Genomic DNA, 21,772 nt, shown 5'->3' on the forward strand with positions numbered 1-21,772 from the left:
CCGTCCGGGAGCGGCACGGGCTCGGCACCGGACTGGAACGAGGAAGACATGCCGACGATCGGTGACGTGGCCCGCATCGCCGGGGTCTCGCCCATGACCGTCTCCAACGTTCTCAACGGGCGCGCCACGGTGACGGCGGCGAATCGTCGGAAGGTGGAGGAGGCGATCCAGTCCACCGGCTACGTTCGCAACGCCTCGGCACGCGCGCTCAAGTCCGGCCGCAGCCAGGTCGTCGGCCTGGCCGTCCTCGAGGCTGTCAGTCCGTTCTACGGGGAACTGACGGCCGGCGTCGAGGGCGTCCTCGAGGACGAAGGGATCACCGTGTTCATGGCGAGCACGCACAACAGTGCCGAGCGCGAGGACTCCACGCTTCGCCGGTTCGCGGAGTTGCGCTCGCTGGGGGTCATCCTGGCGTCCACGCGCTTCACCCCCGCCCTCCATGCCAACATCGCCCGCACCCGCGCCAGCGGCCTCGCAGTCGTGGCGATCGCGAACGCCCAGGACGACCTGGACGCCTGCACCGTGGGCGGGCACGACACCCGCGGCGGCACCCTCGTCGCCGAGCACCTCAGCGCCCTGGGCCGCGACCGCTTCGCCTACGTCGGCGGCCCCGGAGAGGCGGCGGTCTACCAGCACCGCAAGTCCGGCTACGTCGACGGGTTGCGTGCCGCCGGCCACGAGGTGCGGCCCGAGAAGATTCTGGATTGTGCCCAGGACACGATCGCGCAGGGAATCGAGGCGGGTCAGCGCCTGCTCGACTCACCGACTCCGCCGAGCGCGGTCTTCTGTGCGAACGATCTGCTCGCCCTCGGCGTACTCCAGGCCGCGACGACGCGTAGGGTCCGGGTCCCGGACGATCTCGCCGTGGTCGGATACGACGACATCCCGTTCGCAGCCGGCGCCGCCGTGCCGCTCACGTCCGTGCGACAGCCGATCCGCGAGATGGGCGAAGTCGCGGCGAAACTGCTCCTGGCGGAGATCGAGACCGGTCCGGCTCACGAGCACACCCATCAGGTCTTCGAGCCTGCCCTCGTCGCGCGGACCAGCACGATGGGTGCGCACGCCGACCGACCAACGGCCTGATCCCGCGGGGAACTCACCCGCTCGACCGTCAGGAGCGTGTGCAAGTTATTTTCATGCGCCTTGCATATCGACAACCACAACGGTAACTTCTTACACGCAATGGATCTGGTCGAAGGAGATCGCGTGCTCGAAGTGCCAACCACCACCGCGGTGGCGGCCGATGCCATGACCACCGTCGGGACCGTCCGGTGATGCCCACCGGACCCAGCCGCCGGCACGTGCTGGGCGGGGCGCTCGGCCTCGGCACGCTCGGGGCGCTGACCGCCTGCGGGCAGGGCACGTCGACGTCGTCGGCAACGACGCTGAATGTGTGGGGCGGGGTGCCTCCCGAGTCGGGACCCGGTGCCCTGGTGGAGGCGTTCGAGGCGGCCCACCCGGAGTACACCGTCGTCTACACCCGGTTCATCAACGATGACCGGGGCAATCTCAAGCTGGACACGGCCCTGCAGGGCGGCGTGGACATCGACGTCTACTTCACCTACTCGATGGAGTCGATGGCGCTGCGCGCCGGCTCCGGACTGGCGCTGGACGTCACCGACCGGGTCCAGGCGGCACCCGAACTCGAGCCGTTCCTGGACACCGAGGCGCCGAAGGCGTACTGGCAGGACGGACGGGTCAGCGCCCTGGCCACCACCCGCGAGCCGAACATGGTGGTGGCCAACCTCGATCGCCTCGAGGCCGCGGGCCTCGAGCTGCCGACCGAGTGGACCGTTGAGGAGTTCGTCGAGACCGCGCGGATCCTGACCACGGACGGCGCCCACGGGTGCTACAGCATGCCGGACGTCCCCCGGATCGGCCTCGGGCCGAACTTCTGGTTCACGCCCGACGGCGACTCGAACTTCTCCGATCCACTGTTCGTCGAGCACTTCACCCGCAGCCGCGACCTCATCTCCGATGGGGTGCTGTTCCCGTGGACGGAGGTGCTCGCCCGCCAGCTCGAGGCGTACCAGCAGAACGGCTTCGTCTCGGAGGAGTTCGCCCTCTGGGTCACCGCACCGTTCAGCCTGCGGTACCTGTACGACGCGACGAACTACCCGCATGAGTTCCGGGCCGCGGCCGCGCCGATCCCGACCAGCGATGCCGGGAGCTGGAACACCGGCATCTTCGGCAACTTCGTGATGATCAACCCGAACTCGACCAAGCACGACCTCGCCTGGGAGTTCGTCCGGTTCTGGATCACCGAGGGCTCGCAGTTCATGGCTCCCGGTGGCAAGATCCCCACCCTGCAGAACGTGGACACCGACCAGATGCTCGCCAGCCTCCTCGGTCCCGACGCCGAGGACTGGTTCGACGTCGAATCCTTCCGGCGGGTGCTCTTCGACGACGAACCCGAACTGTTCGTGGACACCAACCTGACGGCCTTCCCCGAGATCACCCTCGCCAACGAGCAGCAGCGGGACGTGTGCTGGATCGGCGAACGCTCGCCGGAGGACGCGATCGCCTCGATCGACGCCCAGGCCACCGCCGCGATCGAGCGCTACGGACGGAGGAACTGATGGCGACCGTCACCGCGCCCGCAGTGACCACTGCGGCGCCGGCTCCCGGCAACCGGCGCCGGCTGGGTCCACCGGACCGGGTCGGCTGGCTCTTCATCCTGCCGAACCTGGTGGGCGTGGCCCTGTTCACGTTCGTGCCCCTGGTCTCGGTGGTGATCCTCGCGTTCACCGACTGGAACCTGGTCTCCGGCCTCGGCGGCATCGAGTTCATCGGCGTCGACAACTTCACGAACGTGCTCGCCGACCCGCTGTTCTGGGGCAGCGTGGGCCGCACGGTGGTCTACGCCGGGGTCAGCGTGCCGCTCACGGTGCTGCTCGGCATGGCGCTGGCGCTGGCCCTGGACCGGGACATCCCGGGCCGCGGCGCATTGCGAGCTGTCTTCTTCATGCCCTACATCGTCAGCACGGTGGCCATCGGGATGACCTGGCTGATGCTGATGAACCCCTCCGCGGGCCTGGTCAACCAGGTGCTCGGTGCGTTCGGCCTCACCGACCTGCCCGGCTGGTTCGCCTCCTCCTACTGGGCTCTTCCGGCGCTCATCGTGATCGCCATCTGGAGCGGCATGGGCTACGCCGCGGTCATCTACCTGTCCGCTCTGCAGGATGCCCCGACCGACCTCTACGAGGCCGCCGAGATGGACGGCGCCGGCCCTTGGCGGCGGTTCCGCACCATCACCTGGCCCTCGTTGCTGCCCACCACCGTGTTCCTCCTGGTCACCCTGTTCATCGGCACCTCACAGGGTTTCGGACTGGTGGCCCTGCTGACCGCGGGCGGACCGGGTGACGCGACCACGGTGCTGTCCTTCTACATGTACCAGACCGGCTTCCAGTTCTACCGGTTCGGATACGCCGCGGCGATCGGCATGGTCACGTTCGTGGGTGTGCTCGCCCTGACGCTCGCGATGTGGCGGGCCCAGCGTGGAAAGGCCCTCAATGACTGACGCAACCCTGACCCGAGTCCCGGCGCGCACCGGCGGCGCGCCTCGCGTGAACCTGACCCCGCGGCAACGGCGGGCGCGGCGCGACCGCTGGCTCTGGGGGATCCCGCTGTGGCTGCTCGCGCTGGCGTTCCTGGCACCGTTCGCCTGGATGGTCTCGACCTCCCTGAAGTCCAACCTGGACGCGTTCACGATCCCGATGCAATGGATCCCGGATCCCGCCCAGTGGGACTCCTACGTGGAGGTCCTCACCGGCGAGAACTCGATCCTGCCGGCGTTCGCGAACTCGGTGATCGTCGCCGTCACCCGGGTGCTGGGCGAGGTCCTGACCGCCACCATGGCCGGGTACGCCTTCGCCCGGCTGCACTTCCGTGGACGGGACAAGATCTTCCTGGCCTACCTGGCGACGTCGATCATCCCGGCCCAGCTGCTCCTGGTGCCGCGGTTCATCTACTTCCAGCAGTTGAGCCTCTACGACACGCTGTGGGCGCTCATCCTGCCCGGCATGTTCACGGTGCTCGGCACGTTCCTGATGCGCCAGTTCTTCGTGGCGCAGCCGGCCGCGTTCGCGGAGGCGGCCCGGATCGACGGCGCCAACGAGTGGCAGATCTTCTGGCGGCTGTACCTTCCGATGGCCACCCCGGTGATCAGCGCCCTCGGCATCCTGGCGTTCGTCTGGTCCTGGAACGACTACGAGACCCCGCTGGTGCTCATCTCCAGCCCCGAGGTCTACACCCTGCCGCTGAGCCTGACCGGGTTCGCCGACGAGCAGGGCGCGATCGCCCCGAACCTGTCCATGGCCGCCTCGGTGGTCTCCATCATCCCCGTGCTGATCGTCTTCCTGCTGCTGCAGAAGCGGTTCGTGCAGGCCCTCACCCACACCGGGATCAAATGACCTCCTCCACCGACGCCCCGCTCCAGGTCTCCGGCGTCTTCCCCTCCCTCGCCCAGGTCGGCGACTTCGGCCCGCCGCGCAGCGAGCTCGGCGTCGGCGCCCTGATGCCGTACAACGGCGTGCTGTACGTGCAGAACTACAACTCGCACAAGGCTGCGAGCGGCGCGGGAGTGAGTCTGCGCCGGATCGACGCGGACCTGCGCATGGAGGTGGTGGCCGAGACCCTCGGGGTGGACGGCACCTACACGAACCGGTTCGTGCACTACCCCACGGGGTACCTGGTGATCGGGCCGCACGTGATCTCCCCCGACCACACGATCCGCACCGTCCCCGAGCTGACCGGGCACCGCCTGTGCGGCACCACCCGCCACCTGACCGAGCCGGACACGCACGTGTACGTGCTGACCATGGAGGGCGAGGTCTTCTCGCTCGACCTGACCACCCTGGCCTGCGAGCTCGCGTGGGACCTGAACGACGAGCTCGACACCGAGGGCGAGTGGAAGGTCCACTACAAGGACTGCTACTCCAGCTTCGGCCGGCTCGTGGTCTGCTCGAACGAGTACGCCGAGCCGGAATGGCGCGGCGAGCGCGCCCGGGGGCGCCTCGCGGAGTTCGACGGCGAATCCTGGCGGATCCTGGAACGCAAGCCGTTCACGGCGATCGGTGGGCGCCACGAGTTCGGCGGCACGATCTTCGCGTCCGGCTGGGACGCCGCCTCGGCCATCCTCGAGGTGTTCACCGAGGCGGACGGCACCTGGCGCCGGTACCGGCTGCCCAAGGCCTCGCACACCTTCGACCACAAGTGGCAGACCGAGTGGCCGCGGATCCGGGAGGTGGAGCACGAGCGCCTCCTCCTGGACCACCACGGCATGTTCTACGAGCTCTCGCCCTGGGCGTACGGGAACCGGATCTGGGGCGTGCGACCGATCTCCACGCACCTGTGGGTGCTCGGCGACTTCTGCAGCTGGCGTGGCATGTTCGTGGCCGGCGCGGACAACGCCTCGCCCAGCCACGGGCTCAACCCGACGACGGCTGAGCCCCAGTCCGGCATGTTCTTCGGCAAGACCGACGACCTGTGGTCCTTCGGCAAGCCGGCCGGGTGGGGCGGACCCTGGTGGGACACCGAGGTGGCTGCGGGCGAGGCCTCCGACCCCTACCTGATGACCGGCTTCGACAACAAGTGCGTGCACGTGCAGAACCACGGCGAGACCCCGATGACCGTGCACCTGGAGATCGACGCCCGCGGCGACGGCACGTTCGGGCGGGTGAGCACCCTTGAGGTGGCGCCAGGTGCACTAGTCACGCACACCTTCCCGCCCGGGTTCAGCGCGCACTGGGCCCGGCTGGTGAGCGACCACGACGCGCGCGCGAGTGCACAATTCTTCTACACATGAGCACCCACGCCGATTCAACGAGCCCGCTGCAGGCGCTGCGCGACTCCCTGCCGACCCTGACCGGTGCCACGGCACGGGCCGCCGCGCACATCGTCGCGGACCCGGCCACGGCCGGCCGGGAGTCGATCACCCGGCTCGCCGAGGCTGCCGGGGTATCCGCGGCGACACTGACCCGGCTGGCCGACCTGCTCGGCTTCGACGGCTTCCCGGCGCTGCGCGCGGCGATCGCCACCGAGCACGGCCGCGAGGTCCAGGGCGGATGGCAGCGGGACATCGGCACCGAGATCGGTCCGAACGACCCACCCGAGCAGGTCCTCGGTGTCCTCGTCGCGGCGCAGCACCGGGCGGCCAGGCAGGCGATGGGCGCGGTGGACCTGCGCACCGCGGACCGGGTGGCGGACTGGATCGCCCACGCCGCCCGGATCCACCTGTACGGCGAGTGGGGGGACTCGGTCGCGCTGCACGAGCTGTACCTGCGGCTGCTCCGGATCGGACGCCCGGTGTGGTGGCACGAGGGCGCGCAGGCAGCCCGGGTCGCCGCCGGACTGGTGGGTGCGGGAGACGTCGCCCTGGCGCTGTCCCGCTCGGGGCGTGACGAGATCGCGTTGGACTTCCTCGCGCGCGCCCGCGCCAACGGCGCCCACTCCGTGGTCATCACCGGAGACCCGACGGCGCAGCTCGCGACGGACGCCGACGCCACCCTGTACACCGGGACCCGCGAGGGCACGGCGTGGACCGACCACTTCGCCGGCCGCGTCGGCGACACCCTCACCGCCGCCCTGCTCTGGGTGCTCGTCGCCCAGCGGGTCCCCGACGCCGTCGGCATCCCCCAGAACCCCACCACGATCACCATCGGAGATACCCAGTGACCCAGCCAACGCCGTCGCCCGTCATCGCGACCGAGGACGTCCACGCGGACCTGACCGTCATCGGCGGCGGACTCGCCGGTGTGTGCGCCGCGATCGGTGCAGCGCGCCAGGGCGCGAGCGTGACTCTGATCCAGAACCGCTCGGTGCTGGGCGGCAACTCCTCCAGCGAGGTCCGGGTGTGGGTGTGCGGCGCGACCGCGCACGGCGTGCAGCACTACGCACGCGAGACCGGGATCATGGGCGAGCTCTTCGTCGAGAACCAGTTCACGAACGCCGACGGCAACCCCTACTACTGGGACCTCGTGGTCGGCGAGGCGGTCCGCGCGGAGCCGAACATCACCCTCTTCCTGAACACGGACGTGCGCGAGGTCGAGGCGGACGGCCCCGAGGACGCCCGCTCGATCCGGTCGGTCACCGGCTGGCAGATGGGTTCCGAGCGGCGGCTGCGGTTCACGTCGACCTCGTTCGTCGATGCCACGGGGGACGGTCTGGTCGGGTTCCTCGCCGGCGCGCGGTACCGCACCGGCCGGGAGTCCCGCGCCGAGCTCGGCGAGTCCTGGGCACCCGAGGAGCCGGACGGCCAGACCCTCGGCTCGACCATCCTCTTCTACACCAAGGACGTCGGGCACCCCGTGAAGTTCGTGCCGCCGTCGTTCGCGAAGGACATCGCCCAGACCTCCATCCCGGAGCTGCGCGGCATCCGGGTGGACGCGAACGGGTGCGACTACTGGTGGATCGAGTGGGGCGGCGACCGGGACGTGGTCGCGGACAACGAGCTGATCCGGGACGAGCTGCAGGCCGCGGTGTACGGCATCTGGGACCACATCAAGAACTCCGGGAAGTACGACGCGGACAACCTGACCCTGGAGTGGGTCGGGTCGGTGCCCGGCAAGCGCGAGTACCGCCGGTTCGTCGGCGATCACACGCTCACCCAGCACGAGGTGCTCGGCCAGGAGCAGTTCGACGACCGGGTCGCGTTCGGCGGCTGGTCCATTGACCTGCACCCCCCGGGCGGGATGTACGCCACCGAGCACGGGTCGCGGCACTGGCACCCGGACGGGAACTATCACGTCCCGCTGCGCTCGCTGTACTCGGCGAACGTCACGAACATGTGGATGGCCGGGCGCAACATCTCGGCCTCGCACGTGGCATTCGGAACCACCCGGGTGATGGCCACCTGCGCGGTGATCGGCGAGGCGGCCGGGGTGGCTGCGGCCGTCGCGGTGGCCGACGGCGTCAGTCCCCGCGAGCTGGCGACGTCCCGTTTCGAGTTGGTCAGGCGGGCGCTCGTGCGCGCCGACGCGGCGGTGCTCGGTGTGCTCCACGACGACCCGGCCGACGCCGCGTTGACCGCGCGAGTGAGCGCGTCCTCGACCCTGCGCACCCTGGCCGCGCAGACGCCGTCGGGCATCCTCGACCTGGCGACCCAGGTGGCACTCGTGGTCCCGGTGGACCCGGCGCTGGACGGTATCGAGATCCTCATCGACGCCGACGTCGACACCGAGCTGGTGCTCGAGGTGCACGACCCCGAACTGGGCCAGAACTACATTCCGCGCGACCTGGTCGACACCGTGACCGTGGCGGTGCCCGCCGGTGAGAAGCAGTGGGTCCGGCTGCCCGCTCAGTGGCGCCCGGCCTCGGCGCGTAACGCGTTCCTGGTGCTGCGGGCGAACGCCGACGTGCGCGTGCACACCGCGGACACCCCGCTGCCGGGCGTCCTGACGTTCACCCACCGCGACCCGGGCGAGGACGAGCGCTACACCGAGCAGTGGCGGGAGTGGAAGCAGGTGCTGCAGCGCGGCTCCCTGTGTGTGCGGCTCGAGGCGCCCACGGACGCGTACGCGGCCGAGCGCGCCGTCGGTGGGTACGCACGTCCGTTCGGCGGACCGCAGATGTGGATCTCCCAGCCCCTGGCTCACGACCCGGAACCGACCCTGTCCCTGGCCTGGGACGAGCCGGTGGATCTGGCCGAGGTCGCGGTCATCTTCGACGACGACCTCGACGAGGACCTCATCAACCTGCACCACCACCGGACGCCGTTCGACGTGCTGCCCACCCTGGTCCGGGACTACCGCGTCGAGGCCGAGGTCGACGGCGGTTGGCAGGTTGTCGCCGACGTGACTGACAACCGGCGCCGGCACCGGCGGCACCCGCTCGAGGTGCCGGTGCCCGCGAGCGCGGTGCGGCTCGTGGTGACCGCGACGAACGGGACCGACAGCGCCCGCGTGGTGTCGCTGCGGGCGTGGGCGGACGGGCAGAGCTGACCCGGCGGCCGGCCGGCCCACGGGTCGGTCGGCCGGATCGGATGAGATCGGGGCAGATCAGCCCAGGCCCAGCACGTCGGCCACAGCCCTGTCGATACGGGTCATCTCGCCTCGGGTCAGTCTCCCGACCCGGGCCCCGAGCCTGAGCTCTGGATCCACCGCCGTCAACTGTTCGACGAGCACCAGGGTCGGTGAGCCGGCGATGCTGATCTCCGGCCGGAAGGACGCCGCACGCCGCCCCGTGGACGTTGGCGCGACCACCCAGGTGGACAGCGGGAGATCATCGGACTGGAGCACGACGGCGAACCGCCGGCCGGCTTGCTCGTGCCCTCGCGCGTTCCGGGGTGCCTTCAGTTCGTAGACGTCACCACGCACTGATCCCGCTCATCTCATGCGCAAGAGCCTTTGCTGCGGCGACGTCGGCCGGGTCGTCGCGTAGGGCCTCGGCTTCCGCGCGCAGCGCCGCCGCGTGCTCCGTTCGCGCCAGCTCGAGGATCGCCCGCCGGACCACGTCCGAACGATTGGAGCCGCGGCTGGTCAGTTCGGCCAGCGCTCGCTCGACCTGGTCGTCGGTGCGGATCGTAATACTTGGCATACTCACGATTGTAGGACCTGTCGTCTTACACGCATGGGTGGCTTCATCACACGATCCTGGCGGACCGGCGGGATGCCTGCACTGGGCCTGTGGACGGCTCAGGAACCGGTGAGCACCGTGTAGGCGGCGTACCCGACGAAGCCGAGCGCGACCAGAACGGCCACGATGCCGATCGCGCCAACGACCTTGCGGGCGGTGCCCCGGAGCGCGAACGGCAGCGCGGCGAGCGTCAGCAACCCGGCGACGACCGCGAGGAGGGTACCGAAGATCAGGCCGTAGCCGTGCTGGTCGGACTCGGGGTGCGCGAGCACGGTGCTGCTCAGCACCACCCACACGCCGGCCAGGAAGGGCAGGCCGAACAGGACCGAGAGCACGATCGCGACGACCCGCCCGGCCGTCATCACGCCGTCCTGACTCGGGTCCACGACCGGCTCGTAACGCATTCGAGCCTCCTCTCCCGCACCGACGGCGCCCTCGCTCGTCCCTGGGAGCCAGGGTAGGGCGAGTGCCCCTGCCGACGCAGCCCGAATCGACGCCCGGACGCCGTCAGGCGACGAGATCGCCGACCGCGTCGGCGATGCACAGGTAGTCGGACACCTCCCAGGCGGCCCGACCGATGAACAGTCCCCCGATCCCGGGCACCCGGGCCAGTTCCACCGCGTTGCCCAGGTTCACCGAGCCGCCGTAGAGCACCGCCGCCCGGGTGCCCGCCGCGGCGGCGATCACCACCGCCATCTCGGCCACGGCCTCGGGCCGGGCCGGGCGGCCGGTGGCCCCGATCGCCCAGATCGGCTCGTACGCGATCAGTACCGGCACGCCGGCTGGGACCCCGGCGAGGGCCGCGCGAACCTGGTCCGCGACGAACTCGGCGGCACCACCGGCCCGCCGCACCTCGGCCGACTCGCCGACGCAGATCAGCGGGAGCAGGCCGTGCCGGACGGCGGCCAGCACCTTGAGGTTGACCCGCTCGTCGGTCTCACCGAAATACTCGCGCCGCTCGGAGTGCCCGATCTCCAGCATCGTCGCACCGGCGTCGGCGACCTGCGGCACCGAGACCTCCCCGGTCCAGGCTCCGGCGTCCTCCCAGTGCGCGTCCTGCGCTCCGACGCGCACCGGGGACGCCGGTCCGAGCTCCGCGGCGACGGCGGCCAGCGCGGTGGCCGGCGGCACGACGAACGGGCGCACCGGCCAGTCCGCACGCGCCCCGACCCCGCGGGCGAACTCGCGCGCCTGTGCGAGCGTCTTCGTCATCTTCCAGCTGGTGCCGACCCAGAACTCAGTCACGACGCTCGTACGCCGTGATGGCGGCGACCTTCGCCGCGGAGGGGGATTCGCCGTCGAAGGTGTACCCGAGCCACTCCGAGGCCAGCCGGCGTGCGAGCTCCAGCCCGATCACCCGCTCCCCGAAGGTGAGCACCTGGGCGTTGTTCGACTTCACCGACCGTTCCACCGAGTAGGAGTCGTGCGCGGTGACGGCCCGGATCCCGGGGACCTTGTTCGCCGAGATCGCGACGCCCAGCCCGGTCCCGCAGACCAGCAGAGCGCGGTCGGCGCGACCGTCGGCCACGAGTTGAGCGGCGTCCAGCGCGACGTGCGGGTAGTCCGTGCCATCCCCCTGCGCGATGCCGACGTCGATCACCTCCAGGACGCGCGGGTCGGCCTCCAGGTCCCGCTTGAGGGCTTCCTTGTAGTGGTAGCCGGCGCTGTCCGCACCGACCGCGATCCGCCATTTCATGATTCCTCCGCTGAGACCGTCGATGACTGCGCGACCGTGCCGACCACGAGCGCGAACGAGATGGCACCCGGGTCCGCGTGACCGCGCGCGCGTTCGCCATGGGTGCGGGCCCGGCCGAGCCGGGCCGTGAGTGCGGCCGTGCCGCGTGCGGCTTCCTCGGCCGCGTTCGCCGCGCTCGCCCACGCGGCGGGCACCGCCGAGCCCTGCCCGACGGCGGAGCGTAGGTGGGCGGCGAACGGCACCGCCGCATCGATGACGGTCTTGTCGCCCTCCCGGGCGCCGCCCAGGTCGGCGGCCGCGGTGACGGCGCGATCCACGGCGCGCGCGAGGCCGGCACCATCCGGGGCTCGCTCATTGCCGACCTCGGCGCCGGCGGCGCGTAGAGCCGCACCCCAGAGTGCCCCCGACGTGCCACCAGCAGCGTTGGACCAGGCCCGGCCGGCGGCGTCGAGGACGTCCCCGAGGCCGGCCCCGGCCAGGTGCGCCTGTTCGGCGGCACGGACCGCGCCGCCGATGCCCAGCACCATGCCCTGCCCGTGATCGCCGTCGCCGGCCACGGCATCCAGCCGGCCGAGCTCCTCCTCGTGCTCGGTGAGCGCGACGGCGATCGCCGCGGCGGTGCGCAGCACCTGCTCGGTCGCCCGTCGGGAGTCCTCGGTGCCGGGGGCCACCGCCGTCGCGCTGGACGCCGGGGTGAGCGTCGCCACCGCCGGGTGTGCGGCGGGCGCCGGGTCCGCCCGGAGGGGGCCGGGCCGACCGCGACGGAACGCGGGGGTGTCCGCGGGCGCCGTCCAATAGCGCTCGAGTTCGGGGTCGAGGAAGGTGGCGGTCAGGGACAGGCCCGCCATGTCCAGGCTGGTCACCTGTTCGCCGACCTCCGGGGCGACGATCACGAGGCCGGCTGCGGTGAGCCGATCGGCCACCCGGCCGTAGACGGCGAACAGTTCCTCGTGGGTGGTAGCGCCGAGTCCGTTGACGAGGACGGCGACCCGGTCGGCATCCTCTGGGGCCTCGGCGAGGATCCGCGCGACGAGGTCGTCGGCGACCTCGCTCGCGCTGCCGAGGTCCTCGGTGCTCAGGCCGGGCTCGCCGTGGATGCCGAGGCCGAGGGCGATCCGGCCGGCCGGGATGGTGAACAGCGGCTCGTCCTGACCAGGCAGGGTGCACCCGGCGAGCGCGATCCCGATGGTGCGGGTGCGGGCGTTGGCCCGGGTCGCGACGCGCTCGACGTCGTCCAGGTCCGCGCCGGCAGCCGCGGCGGCGCCGGCGATCTTGAACACGATCAGGTCACCGGCGATGCCCCGGCGCTGCTCGGGTTCGGTGGCCGAGGCGAGGTCGTCGGTCACGGTGACCATCCGCACGTCGATGCCGTCCGCTCGCAGCTCCTTGGCCGCCTGACCGAACTGCAGCTGGTCTCCGGCGTAGTTGCCGAAGCCGAGCAGCACCCCGGCGCCGCGGTCCGCGGCGCGGACAACCGTGACGGCCTGGTCCGCAGAGGGCGAGGCGAAGATGTTGCCGCACACGACGCCGTCGGCCATCCCCTCCCCCACCCACCCCGCGAAGGCGGGGTAGTGCCCGGACCCGCCGCCGAGCACCACCGCGACCTTCCCGGGCGGTGCGGGGGCGACGCGGACCACGCCGCCGGGCACCTCCCGGACCCGGTCGGCGTGCGCTCGGGCGAAGCCGGTGAGGACATCCGCGGCGAACGTCCTGGGGTCGTTGACGAGGTGGGTCATGTCAGCTCGCGATCTTGGCCGCGAGGATGCGGCGCAGGTAGTCACGGTTGGTGGCGGCGACGCTCAGCCCGTCGCCGCCGTAGTGCTCGACGCACAGCGGGCCGGAGAAGCCGGCCGCGAGGGCCATCCCGACGGCGGTCCGGTAGTCGATGTAGCCGGTCTCCAGCGGGGCCGGTGCGGAGAAGTAGGCACCGGTGGCCGGGTCGTGGTCGCGCAGGTAGTTCTTCAGCTGCCAGTAGTTGGCGTGGGGCAGCATCCGCTCGAGCATCACCCGCCAGTCCTCCACGGGCCGGTGCAGCCGGACGATGTTCCCGATGTCAGGGCACAGGCCCACGTTGGGTAGGCCGATGTCGGTGACCAGTCGCACCGAGCTCTCCGACGTCCCCAGGTAGGTGCCCTCGTACATCTCCAGGGAGACCTGGACCTGGGCCCGCGCCGCCTCCTCGCCGATCCTGCGGAAGCCGTCGACGGCGGCCGCCCAGACCGCGGGGTCCTCCGGGTTCTCCTCGCCGGGGGCGAGCCAGAACCACTCCGCCCGCTGCTGTTCGGCCGTCAGTGGCTGGTGCAGTCCGACGCACACCGTGCCCACACCGAGCTCACCGGCGGCCCGTACCGTCTCGAGGGCGAACTCGAGGTTGGCGGCGGCGCGCTCGGGGTCCGGGTCGAGGATGCTCCGTCGCGCGAGCGGGATCGCGCTGATCCGCAGGCCGTACTCGGCGAGCAGGCGCTGCAGGCCGCTGCGACCGTCGTCGTCCAGGTCGGAGATCCGGATGAACGTGGTGAACAGGTCGATCTCGGTGAAGCCGGCCGCGGCGACCTCGTGGAAGGTCGGCCGCCACGCCTGCGGCCCGGTCGTGGTGACATCACGGCCGTCGCTCAGGGTCCCGACGAGCTGGGGCAGGCCGACGCCGATCGGCCAGGCGTCGGCTGTGAAGGGCGCCGTCATGCCGTTCTCCTGGTCAGGGTCGGAGCCGGGGGAAGGTCGGCGAGCAGGGCGCTCATCCGCGAGTAGGCCTGCGCCCGCCAGGCCTGGATGGCGCCGGTGTCCGCCTCGGTGTAGTCGCGCCACAACCCAGCACCGTTCTTCATGCCGTGCCGGCCGGCGTCCGCTGCGTCCGTGAGGATCTCCGGCGGGGTGAACCTGTCGCCGAGCGCGTCGGCGAGCAGCCGGAAGGAGTCGGCGTAGACGTCCAGGCCAGCCATGTCCAGCATCGCGAGCGGACCGAAGAACGCGGCCCGGAACCCGAGCGTGGAACGCAGGATGGTGTCCACGTCCTCAGGACTCGCGTGCCCCTCCTGCACGATCAGCAGGGCTTCCTTCACCATCGCGTACTGCACGCGGTTCAGGACGAAACCGGGCGCGTCGGCGACCACCGCGCTCGGTCGGCCGATCCCGGTGAGCATGCTCCGGATCGTCGCCACGGTCGAGTCCGCGGTCTGGGCTCCAGCCACCAGTTCCACCCCGGGGACGAGGTGTGCGGGGTTGCTGAAGTGGACCACCAGGAACCGGCTCGGGTTGCTGACCGCGTCGGCGAGCCGGGCGAGCGGGATCGTCGAGGTGTTCGTCCCGATCAGCGCCGTGGGGGACGCCGCGGCGCTGATCTCGGCGAGGACCCGGCGCTTGGTGCCCGGATCCTCCGGCACCGCCTCCTCGATGAAATCGGCGCCGTCGACCGCCGCCGGGAGCGACTCGCTCCAGGTGAGGTGGTCTCGGACCCGCCCGGCATGGCCGCCGGGCATCAGGCCGGAGGATTCGAGCTCGGCGGCCTCGGCCAGGATCCGCGCGTGCGCGGCCCTGGCCAGGTCGGCGGTGGCGTCCGCGATCCGCACGGCCAGGCCTGCGTCGGCGAGCGTCTGGGCGATCCCGCCGCCCATGTACCCGGACCCGATGACCGCCACGGTGGTGATGGTGCGCAAGGTGTTCCTTCCCTGATGCCCTGACGGCGGGTGCCGTCAGTGCATGTAGAGGCCGCCGTCGACGTTCAACGTCTGGCCGGTGATGTAGCCCGCGTCCGGGCCGAGCAGGAAGCTGATCGCGGCGGCGATGTCCGCCGTGGTGCCGACCCGGTCGACCAGCAGCTCCGCGACCAATTCCCGCTTGCGCTCCTCGGTGAGGGTGCCGCCCATGATGTCGGTGTCGATCGGGCCCGGGCAGATCGCGTTCACCGTGATCCCGTACGGCCCGAGCTCCCGGGCGAGCGCCCTGGTCAGCCCGATCACGCCGGCCTTGGCCACGGAGTACGGAGTCTTGGAGTAGGTGCCCCCGCCCCGCTGCGCGGAGACGGACGAGATCGACACGATGCGGCCGACTCCACGGGCCGCCATCGACTCGGCGACGCGTTTGCTGACGTAGTGGACGCCGTCGAGGTTGACCCGCATCACGCGGGTCCATTCCTCGTCGGGCAGTTCCAGGTACGGGGTCGGGGAACTGACCCCGGCCACGTTCGCGAGCGCCAGCAGGGGTGGCAGTTCCGCCTCGAGCTTCCCGACGGCGGTGCGCACGTCGTCCGGGTCGCTCACGTCGACCCGGTGCCCCACCGCCGCGACCCCGTACTGCTGGGTCAGCTCGGTCGCGAGCGACTCGACGGCCGGGCCGTCGATATCGACGAGGCCGAGGCTCCAGCCCTCGGTGGCGAGCCGGTGCGCGGTGGCCCGCCCGATGCCTCGGGCGGATCCGGCCCCGGTGATGACCGCGGTGCGTTCGGACGTGAATGGTGTCGACAACTTGTGTGCTCCCATCAGTAGGTGTAGTCCTGCCCGCGCTGCCAGTCGGAGAACTCCCAGTCGGCGCGCGAGACCTCGGCTCCGGCGCCCGCAGCTTGCTCGATGGACGAATCGAGATCGGACGAGAAGGCGTCGTTGAGCTTGACGAGCTCGCCCTTGAGGTCGGAGACGTCCCCGCCGAGGTAGCCCTGGATGATGTCGCCGAGTGTCGGCGCCACAGGGGTGGCGAGGGCGAGGGCCTCGCTGGCCTGGATGTTGCGCACCTGAACCTGCGGCGCCCGGAACACCCGCTGCTTGAAGTCGTCGATCAGCCAGGCGTACGGCTCGATCACGTCGGCGTCCGCGACGATGTCGAGGTTCAGCGGCGGCTGGTCCATCGCCTCTGCGAGCGCCGCCTGATAGTCGTCCTGGGTGAACGACTCCACGACGAGGCTGGCCGCCTCGGGGTTCGCGGAGTTCCCCGCCACGAACCAGGTGCCGCCGGGGGCCCCACGGGTGATCACCAGTTCCTCGCCCTCGGGCGTCAGTTCACCGGACGTCGCCATCCGCGCGAGGTGCTCCTCGTTGAGGGCACGGACGCCACCCGGTGACCACGGCCCATCGATGAAGAAGCCGACGTTGCCGGCGGCCCATCGGCCGCGCGCGTCCGGGATCTGGAATGAGTTCGTCCCAGGCAGCAGCCAACCGTTGTCGGAGATCTCCTTGAGGAGTTCGATGGCGTTGATGTACGTGTCGTGGTCGTAGTTGTACTCGCCGGTGTCATACCGCAGTCCCTGCCAGCCCGGGAAGCCGCCGGCCTGGGCCAGGTCGTCGACCTGGTCGCGGATCCGGCCGCTGGCCCCGAGGGCCAGTGTCATCGGGGCGTACCTGCCGTCGTCGGCGATGGCGCGCAACGCGGCCCGGAGGTCGTCGTAGCTCTTCGGGCCTTCGAATCCGACCTCGTCCGCGATCTCGGAGTTGTACCAGGTGCACGCCCAGTACTGGCGGTCGGACAGTGCCGGCAGTGCGTAGATGACACCGTCGAGCATGCTGATGCCTTCGACGAAGGTGCCCTCCGGAAGTCGACCGATCGCCTCCTCCGACAGTTCGATCGGGTGCAGCCACCCGGCCTCGACAAGCGCGGGGAGCGGGAGGCCGACCACGTTCGAGTAGATGTCTGGGAGCTGGTTCGACTGGTTCGCGAGCTGCAGCGCCTCGGTTGCCTGCGAGGGTTCGTTGTAGGTGTACTCGATACCGACGCCGACCTTCTCGGCCTGCTCCGCGGCCCAGCGGGCGTGCAGGTCCTGGAGACCACCGAAGTGGTCCCACCAGCGGATGTCTGCGCCGGCCCCGGTCCCGCCACCACCTCCACCGCTGGAACCTTCTGGTGATGGCGATCCGGAACAGGCGGCGACCAGGCCGCCGAGCGAGAGCGCGCCGGCGCCCCCGAGGAAGTGACGACGAGAGAACGTGGACATGAGGGGTACTCCTCTTCGAGTGGGGTGATTCGGGGGGATTTCAGGACTTGACGGCACCAGCGATGCCTTCGACGAAGTACTTCTGCATGAAGATGAAGAGGACGACGACCGGCAGGATCGAGATCACGCCGGCCGCCGCCATACCGGGCCAGTCCGTGGAGTTCTCGCCCACGAACGCCTGCATACCCACGCTCACCGTGCGCAGCGCCGGGTTGCTGAACGAGAAGACCAGCGGCAGGAAGAATGCGTTCCACGTGGACAGGAACGTGAGGATCGCCACGGTCGCGGTCACAGGCATGGACAGCGGGAGCATGATCTTGCCGAAGACCCTCAGGAACCCGGCACCATCGACGATGGCGGCTTCCTCGAGTTCGGCCGGCATCCCCCGGAAATAGCCTGCGTAGATCAGGATCGCCGCCACGTTCGCGGCGCCTCCGAGCGCCAGGATCATGCCCGCGAGCGAGTTCAGGAGTCCGAGTTCCAGTGACACCTTGACGATCGGGATGATCGTGTAGCCGGTCGGCACGAACAGGGTGGCGACGAAGATCCCGATGATCAGCCGGGATCCCGGGAACCGGTACCGACCGATCACGTAACCCGCCAGCGCACACCGCACGACCACGATGAGGGTCGTCGCCAGGGTCACGATGATGGTGTTGCGCAGGTAGCTCCCGAACCGGCCATCGGTCCAGGCTCGGGTGTAGTTCTCCCACTGCGGCGTCTCCGGGATGAGGCCGAGCCCGCCGCTGAAGACCTCACCAGAGGTCTTCAGCGAGGCCGAGACCATCCAGAGGAACGGGAAGACCCAGACGAACCCGAGCACGGTCAGCCCGGCGGCGACGGCCCACCAACCGAGGCGCCGAACTCGTGGACGTCGCCGTTCGGTTCGGGTGGGCGCGCCCACGACGTCGGCGGCCGCGCTCATGCCCGTGCCCGCTGAGGCCGGCGGGTGACCATCGTCGCCCACGCCTGCACGGCTGCCACGATCAGAACGAGCAGTCCGAACAGCACCGCAGCGGCCGACGCGAAGCCGAGTTGCGGGATGGTCGCTGCGAACGCCCACCTGTAGATGTAGATCTCGATGATCTCGGTACTGAAGAACGGACCCCCGGCCGTCATCGTCTGCATCAGGTCGAACGCGTGGAAGCAGTCCTCGATGGTGAGGATGGAGATGATCAGCAGGAACGGGAGCAACATCGGCAGCGTGATGTAACGGAAGATCCGCACGCCGCCGGCCCCGTCGATGCGAGCCGCCTCGTAGAGGTCCTGCGGAATCGTCTGCAGCGCAGCCAGCCAATAGATGAGCGTGATGCCGAAGAACTTCCAGACATACACCAGAGCGGTCGTGATCAGCGCCGAGTCCGAGCTACCGAGGAGGTCCACCGGAGGCATGTCCAGCAGCCCGAGCACGGCTGCGACCGGCCCCGCACCGGGATCGAGCACAAACCGCATGACGACTCCGACGATCGCCGTGGTCGTGACCACCGGAATGAAGTAGACCGTCCGGAAGAACTTGCTGAACGGCATTCGAGGAGAGTTCAGCAGGATCGCCAGGAAGAACGCACCGAAGACCCGCAGGGGAGCCACCAGGAGCATGAACACCAGGGTGATCCGCACCGAGGACCAGAACAGCGGGTCCGACATGACGGCCTGGTAGTTGCTGATCCCGACGAACCGCTGCTCGGCGGAGAACCCGTTCCATTCGACGAGCGAGTACCAGTAGCTCGCGATGATCGGATAGATCGTGTAGAGGCCGTAGAGGATGAAGGTCGGCATCAGGAACGCGTAGATCCACAGATTCCGCTTGCGGTTGCGCCGGCGTCGGGCAGGGCTGGGGGGCGTGGTGCCGGCCGCCCGGTCGGTGCGGGGGGTCACCACCGGTATCACTTGTGTCGCCATCGAACACGCTCCATCGGGTGTCGGGTCGGGGTCAGCGGATCTGGCTGAGTGCGAAGGTGCGCGGGTCGTTGCCGATCCGCACCCCCGTCTCCAGGGCGTCCAGGCCCGCCAGGTCGTCTGCGGTGAGGTCGGTGCCGTCGAGGTCGGCGTTGGAGACCATCCGCGCTCGGGACGTGGTCTTCGGGATCACCACCCGGCCCTGGTCCAGGTGCCAGCGGAGCACCACCTGGGCGGCGGTGACACCGAGCCGGTCCGCGATCGCGGTGACAGTGGGGGCGGAGAGATCGGCGCCCTGGCCGAGCGGGGAGTAGGCCTGCACGGTGATCGCGTGCTCGGCGCAGAAGTCGGCAAGGTCCGGCTGGGCGAAGCTCGGATGGATCTCGATCTGGTTCACGGCCGGCACATGCTCGGCTCGGCCGAGGAGCTCGCGCAGGTGCTCGACCATGAAGTTCGAGACGCCGATCGCGCGGACCCGCCCCTCGTCCAGGATCCGCTCGAGCGCCCGCCAGCTCTCCTGCCACAGCCCGGCGGCCGGGTTCGGCCAGTGGATCAGGTACAGGTCGAGGGTCTCCAGGCCGAGCCGGGCGAGGGTGTCGTCATAGGCTCGCAGGGCACGCTCATAGCCCTGGTCCCCGTTCCGGAGTTTCGAGGTGACGAACACCTCCTCGCGCGGCAGCCCCGCGGACCCGAGCGCGGCGCCGACCCCCTCCTCGTTCACGTACGCGGCCGCGGTGTCGACGTGGCGGTACCCGACCTCGAGTGCCTCCTCGACCACCCGCTGCGCCTGCGCCGTCGGCACCTGGAAGACGCCAAGGCCCACCTGGGGGATCCCGACGCCACCCGGCAGCGTGGTGCGCCGATCCAACGAGGTGAGCGCCGCCGTCGTCATGCCTTCGGCTCCCACACGAGCAACGACACCGACGGCAGCGGCAGGCTGAGAGCCACCTGCGCCGCACCGTCGACGGGCGTCACGTCGTGCGCGGCCTCGAACTCCTCGAGTCCCTGGCGCGCCTTGATCGCGGCGAGCTGGTCGTCCGTGGGCAGCTGCGGTGAGCCGAGCCCCGCCCAGATCGTGTGGGCGTTGGAGTGCGTGGCGTCGATCCGGTAGTGCCGCAGCGTGTAGGCAGCGCCGTCCAAGCCGGCGATGTTCACGTTCACAGCGGCCTCGGTGTCGTCCGCGTGGTACTGGTCGTCGATGTGCCGCCAGACGAGCGCGGCCACGGTGCCGTCCGCGCTCCGGGAGGCGAGCACGTCGACCTCCTCCGGCATGCTGGCGCCATCGCAGTCGTCCAGGGCCGTGACCGGGTGGGCCACGTCCGAACCGGCCTCGATGCGGCGCTCGCCGAGCCGGGCCAGTGCCCGGTAGGCGTTCAGGAACGGCTTCTCCACTCCGCCGGCGGTCAGGAACGCGCGGGTGCCCTCGAAGTAGCGCTCGCCCTCGAAGTAGAAGCTCCACGAGGTCGCCTGCTCGACCTGCACGGTCTCGGTGGCGTTCAGGTCGAGGATCTTCTTCATGAGCTTGACCTGGAACACCGGGTAGTACTCGGTGTTCTGGAACCGGAAGTTCGCGTTGTCATAGACGCTGTAGTGGGCCGGGACCCCGGCGTCGCACTCGTCGACGATGGCGGGCAGGCCGTGGTATTCGGGGAACTCCTCGATCACACGGGACAGGGTGCGGATCTCGAAGAGCATCTTGTGTGCGCTCGGGCTCTGCTGCTCCGGCGCCGGCCCGCCGGTGGGCCCGTAGACGCGCCACGGGCGGAACGCGGAGCCCTTGGTGTGGAAGGAGACGAAGTCGAGCGGGTCCTTGCGGGCGCTGGTGTGGGTGAGGAAGCCGCGTAGGAACTCGGCGCCGGACCCGGTGACAGCCGGGCCGCCGACCTTCGCCGTGGGAAGCACGCGCCGGACCGCGGCCGCCGTCACCGAGTAGAGCTCGTAGAACTCCTCGGGGGTGCCACGCCAGTAGAAGATGTCCGGCTCGTTCCACAGCTCCCAGAGCCAGGTGTCGACCTCGTCGGCGCCATAGCGGTCCAGGCAGTGCTGGGCGTGCGCGGCGATCAGGTCGCCCCAGGCGGCGTAGTCCTTGGGCGGGTAGCCCCAGGCGCCGGCCTCGTAGTTGCTGTAGACGGTGGGACTGGGCACCACCTCGAGCTCGGCGGCGTGATCGGGCACCAGATCGCGCGGCGTGAAGGCGAGCTCGACGAGCACGTGGTTGCCGGACTCGACGATGGCGTCGTAGACCTGGTCGGCGATGGTGAAGTCGTAGAACGGGTTTCCGTCGGCGTCGAGGTGGAACACGTTGCCGGTGCCCCAGTGCGGGATCCCGAAGCCGGTGCCCGAGCAGAACACGTAGTGCGGGCGCACGTGGAAGCCCTTGTCGCTCAGCTCACCGAACCGGCCGAGCAGGGAGCGCCCCGTGGCGGTGTAGGTCCAGTTGATCTCGTCGTATCCGATGCTCTCCCAGATCCGGGCGAGCGCGCCGCGGTCCACGGCGGCGTCGATTGTCACCTCGGCCGCACGGACGTGCGGCGCATTCGGGTCGCTGGGCGCGGCGTGCGGGAAGGAACTCTTGTCCAGTCCCACACCTGGGTTGACTTCAGCGGTGAAGCTCACGTCCGGACTCTGCCTCTCTCGGGGGGTCATCGCGGCCACCGTCCCTGGCGACCTCCGGCGAGGCTAGACCGCCC

At 70.3% G+C, this 21,772-nt stretch carries 21 protein-coding genes; 7 read left to right on the forward strand and 14 right to left on the reverse strand.

Annotated elements, in window-relative coordinates; translation table 11 throughout:
- Positions 1-48: 48 nt before the first annotated feature.
- The 7 genes from HALOF300_RS06715 (at position 49) to HALOF300_RS06745 (ending at position 8,939) form a co-directional block, all read left to right on the forward strand.
- Positions 49-1,083: a LacI family DNA-binding transcriptional regulator gene (locus HALOF300_RS06715; protein ID WP_156740167.1), complete on the forward strand. Its 1,035-nt coding sequence runs from the start codon at positions 49-51 to the stop codon at positions 1,081-1,083.
- Between the two features lie 191 nt (positions 1,084-1,274).
- A complete protein-coding gene (locus tag HALOF300_RS06720; RefSeq protein ID WP_156740168.1) occupies positions 1,275-2,579 on the forward strand; it encodes an ABC transporter substrate-binding protein in 1,305 nt (434 codons plus the stop codon).
- Complete coding sequence (locus tag HALOF300_RS06725; RefSeq protein WP_156740169.1) at positions 2,579-3,520, forward strand: carbohydrate ABC transporter permease; 942 nt, start codon at positions 2,579-2,581, stop codon at positions 3,518-3,520. The genes HALOF300_RS06720 and HALOF300_RS06725 overlap by 1 nt, the downstream gene beginning before the upstream one ends.
- Positions 3,513-4,412 (forward strand): carbohydrate ABC transporter permease, encoded by a 900-nt coding sequence (locus HALOF300_RS06730; protein WP_156740170.1) that lies wholly within the window; start codon positions 3,513-3,515, stop codon positions 4,410-4,412. The genes HALOF300_RS06725 and HALOF300_RS06730 overlap by 8 nt, the downstream gene beginning before the upstream one ends.
- Positions 4,409-5,806, forward strand: a complete 1,398-nt coding sequence (locus HALOF300_RS06735) for a hypothetical protein (protein WP_156740171.1) — start codon at positions 4,409-4,411, stop codon at positions 5,804-5,806. The genes HALOF300_RS06730 and HALOF300_RS06735 overlap by 4 nt, the downstream gene beginning before the upstream one ends.
- Entirely contained in the window at positions 5,803-6,675 is an 873-nt protein-coding gene (locus HALOF300_RS06740) for a MurR/RpiR family transcriptional regulator (protein WP_156740172.1), read from the forward strand. The genes HALOF300_RS06735 and HALOF300_RS06740 overlap by 4 nt, the downstream gene beginning before the upstream one ends.
- Positions 6,672-8,939 (forward strand): FAD-dependent oxidoreductase, encoded by a 2,268-nt coding sequence (locus tag HALOF300_RS06745; RefSeq protein WP_231955107.1) that lies wholly within the window; start codon positions 6,672-6,674, stop codon positions 8,937-8,939. Before HALOF300_RS06740 ends, HALOF300_RS06745 begins: the two co-directional genes overlap by 4 nt.
- A 57-nt stretch (positions 8,940-8,996) precedes the next feature.
- Here the strand turns inward: HALOF300_RS06745 and HALOF300_RS06750 are convergent, their stop codons facing one another.
- The 14 genes from HALOF300_RS06750 to HALOF300_RS06815 all read right to left on the reverse strand — a co-directional run bounded on the left by HALOF300_RS06750 (position 8,997) and on the right by HALOF300_RS06815 (position 21,698).
- On the reverse strand, positions 8,997-9,314 hold the full coding sequence (locus HALOF300_RS06750; protein WP_156740173.1) for a type II toxin-antitoxin system PemK/MazF family toxin: 318 nt from the start codon (positions 9,312-9,314) through the stop codon (positions 8,997-8,999).
- Positions 9,304-9,534 carry a hypothetical protein gene (locus HALOF300_RS06755; protein WP_156740174.1) on the reverse strand — a complete coding sequence of 77 codons (231 nt, stop codon included), beginning with the start codon at positions 9,532-9,534 and terminating at the stop codon, positions 9,304-9,306. Before HALOF300_RS06755 ends, HALOF300_RS06750 begins: the two co-directional genes overlap by 11 nt.
- Positions 9,535-9,632: 98 nt before the next feature.
- Positions 9,633-9,977 (reverse strand): hypothetical protein, encoded by a 345-nt coding sequence (locus HALOF300_RS06760; protein ID WP_156740175.1) that lies wholly within the window; start codon positions 9,975-9,977, stop codon positions 9,633-9,635.
- A 103-nt stretch (positions 9,978-10,080) separates the two neighbouring features.
- Positions 10,081-10,818: a triose-phosphate isomerase gene (locus HALOF300_RS06765; protein WP_156740176.1), complete on the reverse strand. Its 738-nt coding sequence runs from the start codon at positions 10,816-10,818 to the stop codon at positions 10,081-10,083.
- On the reverse strand, positions 10,811-11,269 hold the full coding sequence (locus HALOF300_RS06770; protein WP_156740177.1) for a ribose-5-phosphate isomerase: 459 nt from the start codon (positions 11,267-11,269) through the stop codon (positions 10,811-10,813). The genes HALOF300_RS06765 and HALOF300_RS06770 overlap by 8 nt, the downstream gene beginning before the upstream one ends.
- Positions 11,266-13,005, reverse strand: a complete 1,740-nt coding sequence (locus HALOF300_RS06775; RefSeq protein WP_156740178.1) for a dihydroxyacetone kinase family protein — start codon at positions 13,003-13,005, stop codon at positions 11,266-11,268. Before HALOF300_RS06775 ends, HALOF300_RS06770 begins: the two co-directional genes overlap by 4 nt.
- A 1-nt stretch (position 13,006) precedes the next feature.
- The gene (locus HALOF300_RS06780) at positions 13,007-13,951 is read right to left on the reverse strand and encodes a sugar phosphate isomerase/epimerase family protein (protein ID WP_156740179.1); all 945 of its coding nucleotides are present in this window, start codon (positions 13,949-13,951) and stop codon (positions 13,007-13,009) included.
- Positions 13,948-14,922 (reverse strand): 3-hydroxyacyl-CoA dehydrogenase family protein, encoded by a 975-nt coding sequence (locus HALOF300_RS06785; protein WP_156740180.1) that lies wholly within the window; start codon positions 14,920-14,922, stop codon positions 13,948-13,950. The genes HALOF300_RS06780 and HALOF300_RS06785 overlap by 4 nt, the downstream gene beginning before the upstream one ends.
- Before the next feature lie 36 nt (positions 14,923-14,958).
- Positions 14,959-15,729, reverse strand: coding sequence for an SDR family NAD(P)-dependent oxidoreductase (locus HALOF300_RS06790; protein ID WP_156740181.1), 771 nt, complete (start codon positions 15,727-15,729; stop codon positions 14,959-14,961).
- A 14-nt stretch (positions 15,730-15,743) separates the two neighbouring features.
- Entirely contained in the window at positions 15,744-17,186 is a 1,443-nt protein-coding gene (locus tag HALOF300_RS06795; protein ID WP_156740182.1) for an ABC transporter substrate-binding protein, read from the reverse strand.
- A gap of 40 nt (positions 17,187-17,226) precedes the next feature.
- Complete coding sequence (locus tag HALOF300_RS06800; protein ID WP_156740183.1) at positions 17,227-18,111, reverse strand: carbohydrate ABC transporter permease; 885 nt, start codon at positions 18,109-18,111, stop codon at positions 17,227-17,229.
- A complete protein-coding gene (locus HALOF300_RS06805) occupies positions 18,108-19,085 on the reverse strand; it encodes a carbohydrate ABC transporter permease (RefSeq protein ID WP_156740184.1) in 978 nt (325 codons plus the stop codon). The genes HALOF300_RS06800 and HALOF300_RS06805 overlap by 4 nt, the downstream gene beginning before the upstream one ends.
- 31 nt (positions 19,086-19,116) lie before the next feature.
- The gene (locus HALOF300_RS06810) at positions 19,117-19,974 is read right to left on the reverse strand and encodes an aldo/keto reductase (RefSeq protein ID WP_156740185.1); all 858 of its coding nucleotides are present in this window, start codon (positions 19,972-19,974) and stop codon (positions 19,117-19,119) included.
- The gene (locus HALOF300_RS06815) at positions 19,971-21,698 is read right to left on the reverse strand and encodes a GH39 family glycosyl hydrolase (protein ID WP_231955108.1); all 1,728 of its coding nucleotides are present in this window, start codon (positions 21,696-21,698) and stop codon (positions 19,971-19,973) included. Before HALOF300_RS06815 ends, HALOF300_RS06810 begins: the two co-directional genes overlap by 4 nt.
- Positions 21,699-21,772: the final 74 nt, after the last annotated feature.

It is taken from the genome of Occultella aeris (assembly GCF_902703175.1).
Classification (GTDB): domain Bacteria; phylum Actinomycetota; class Actinomycetes; order Actinomycetales; family Beutenbergiaceae; genus Occultella; species Occultella aeris.

Excerpts from the sequence above, each read along its gene's own strand:
- HALOF300_RS06730 (WP_156740170.1), top strand. The coding sequence starts at position 3,513 with ATGACTGACGCAACCCTGACCCGAGTCCCGGCGCGCACCGGCGGCGCG.
- HALOF300_RS06775 (WP_156740178.1), bottom strand. The coding sequence starts at position 13,005 with ATGACCCACCTCGTCAACGACCCCAGGACGTTCGCCGCGGATGTCCTC.
- HALOF300_RS06740 (WP_156740172.1), top strand. The coding sequence starts at position 5,803 with ATGAGCACCCACGCCGATTCAACGAGCCCGCTGCAGGCGCTGCGCGAC.
- HALOF300_RS06735 (WP_156740171.1), top strand. The coding sequence starts at position 4,409 with ATGACCTCCTCCACCGACGCCCCGCTCCAGGTCTCCGGCGTCTTCCCC.
- HALOF300_RS06725 (WP_156740169.1), top strand. The coding sequence starts at position 2,579 with ATGGCGACCGTCACCGCGCCCGCAGTGACCACTGCGGCGCCGGCTCCC.
- HALOF300_RS06760 (WP_156740175.1), bottom strand. The coding sequence starts at position 9,977 with ATGCGTTACGAGCCGGTCGTGGACCCGAGTCAGGACGGCGTGATGACG.
- HALOF300_RS06715 (WP_156740167.1), top strand. The coding sequence starts at position 49 with ATGCCGACGATCGGTGACGTGGCCCGCATCGCCGGGGTCTCGCCCATG.
- HALOF300_RS06795 (WP_156740182.1), bottom strand. The coding sequence starts at position 17,186 with ATGTCCACGTTCTCTCGTCGTCACTTCCTCGGGGGCGCCGGCGCGCTC.
- HALOF300_RS06800 (WP_156740183.1), bottom strand. The coding sequence starts at position 18,111 with ATGAGCGCGGCCGCCGACGTCGTGGGCGCGCCCACCCGAACCGAACGG.
- HALOF300_RS06720 (WP_156740168.1), top strand. The coding sequence starts at position 1,275 with ATGCCCACCGGACCCAGCCGCCGGCACGTGCTGGGCGGGGCGCTCGGC.
- HALOF300_RS06755 (WP_156740174.1), bottom strand. The coding sequence starts at position 9,534 with ATGCCAAGTATTACGATCCGCACCGACGACCAGGTCGAGCGAGCGCTG.
- HALOF300_RS06805 (WP_156740184.1), bottom strand. The coding sequence starts at position 19,085 with ATGGCGACACAAGTGATACCGGTGGTGACCCCCCGCACCGACCGGGCG.
- HALOF300_RS06780 (WP_156740179.1), bottom strand. The coding sequence starts at position 13,951 with ATGACGGCGCCCTTCACAGCCGACGCCTGGCCGATCGGCGTCGGCCTG.
- HALOF300_RS06810 (WP_156740185.1), bottom strand. The coding sequence starts at position 19,974 with ATGACGACGGCGGCGCTCACCTCGTTGGATCGGCGCACCACGCTGCCG.
- HALOF300_RS06770 (WP_156740177.1), bottom strand. The coding sequence starts at position 11,269 with ATGAAATGGCGGATCGCGGTCGGTGCGGACAGCGCCGGCTACCACTAC.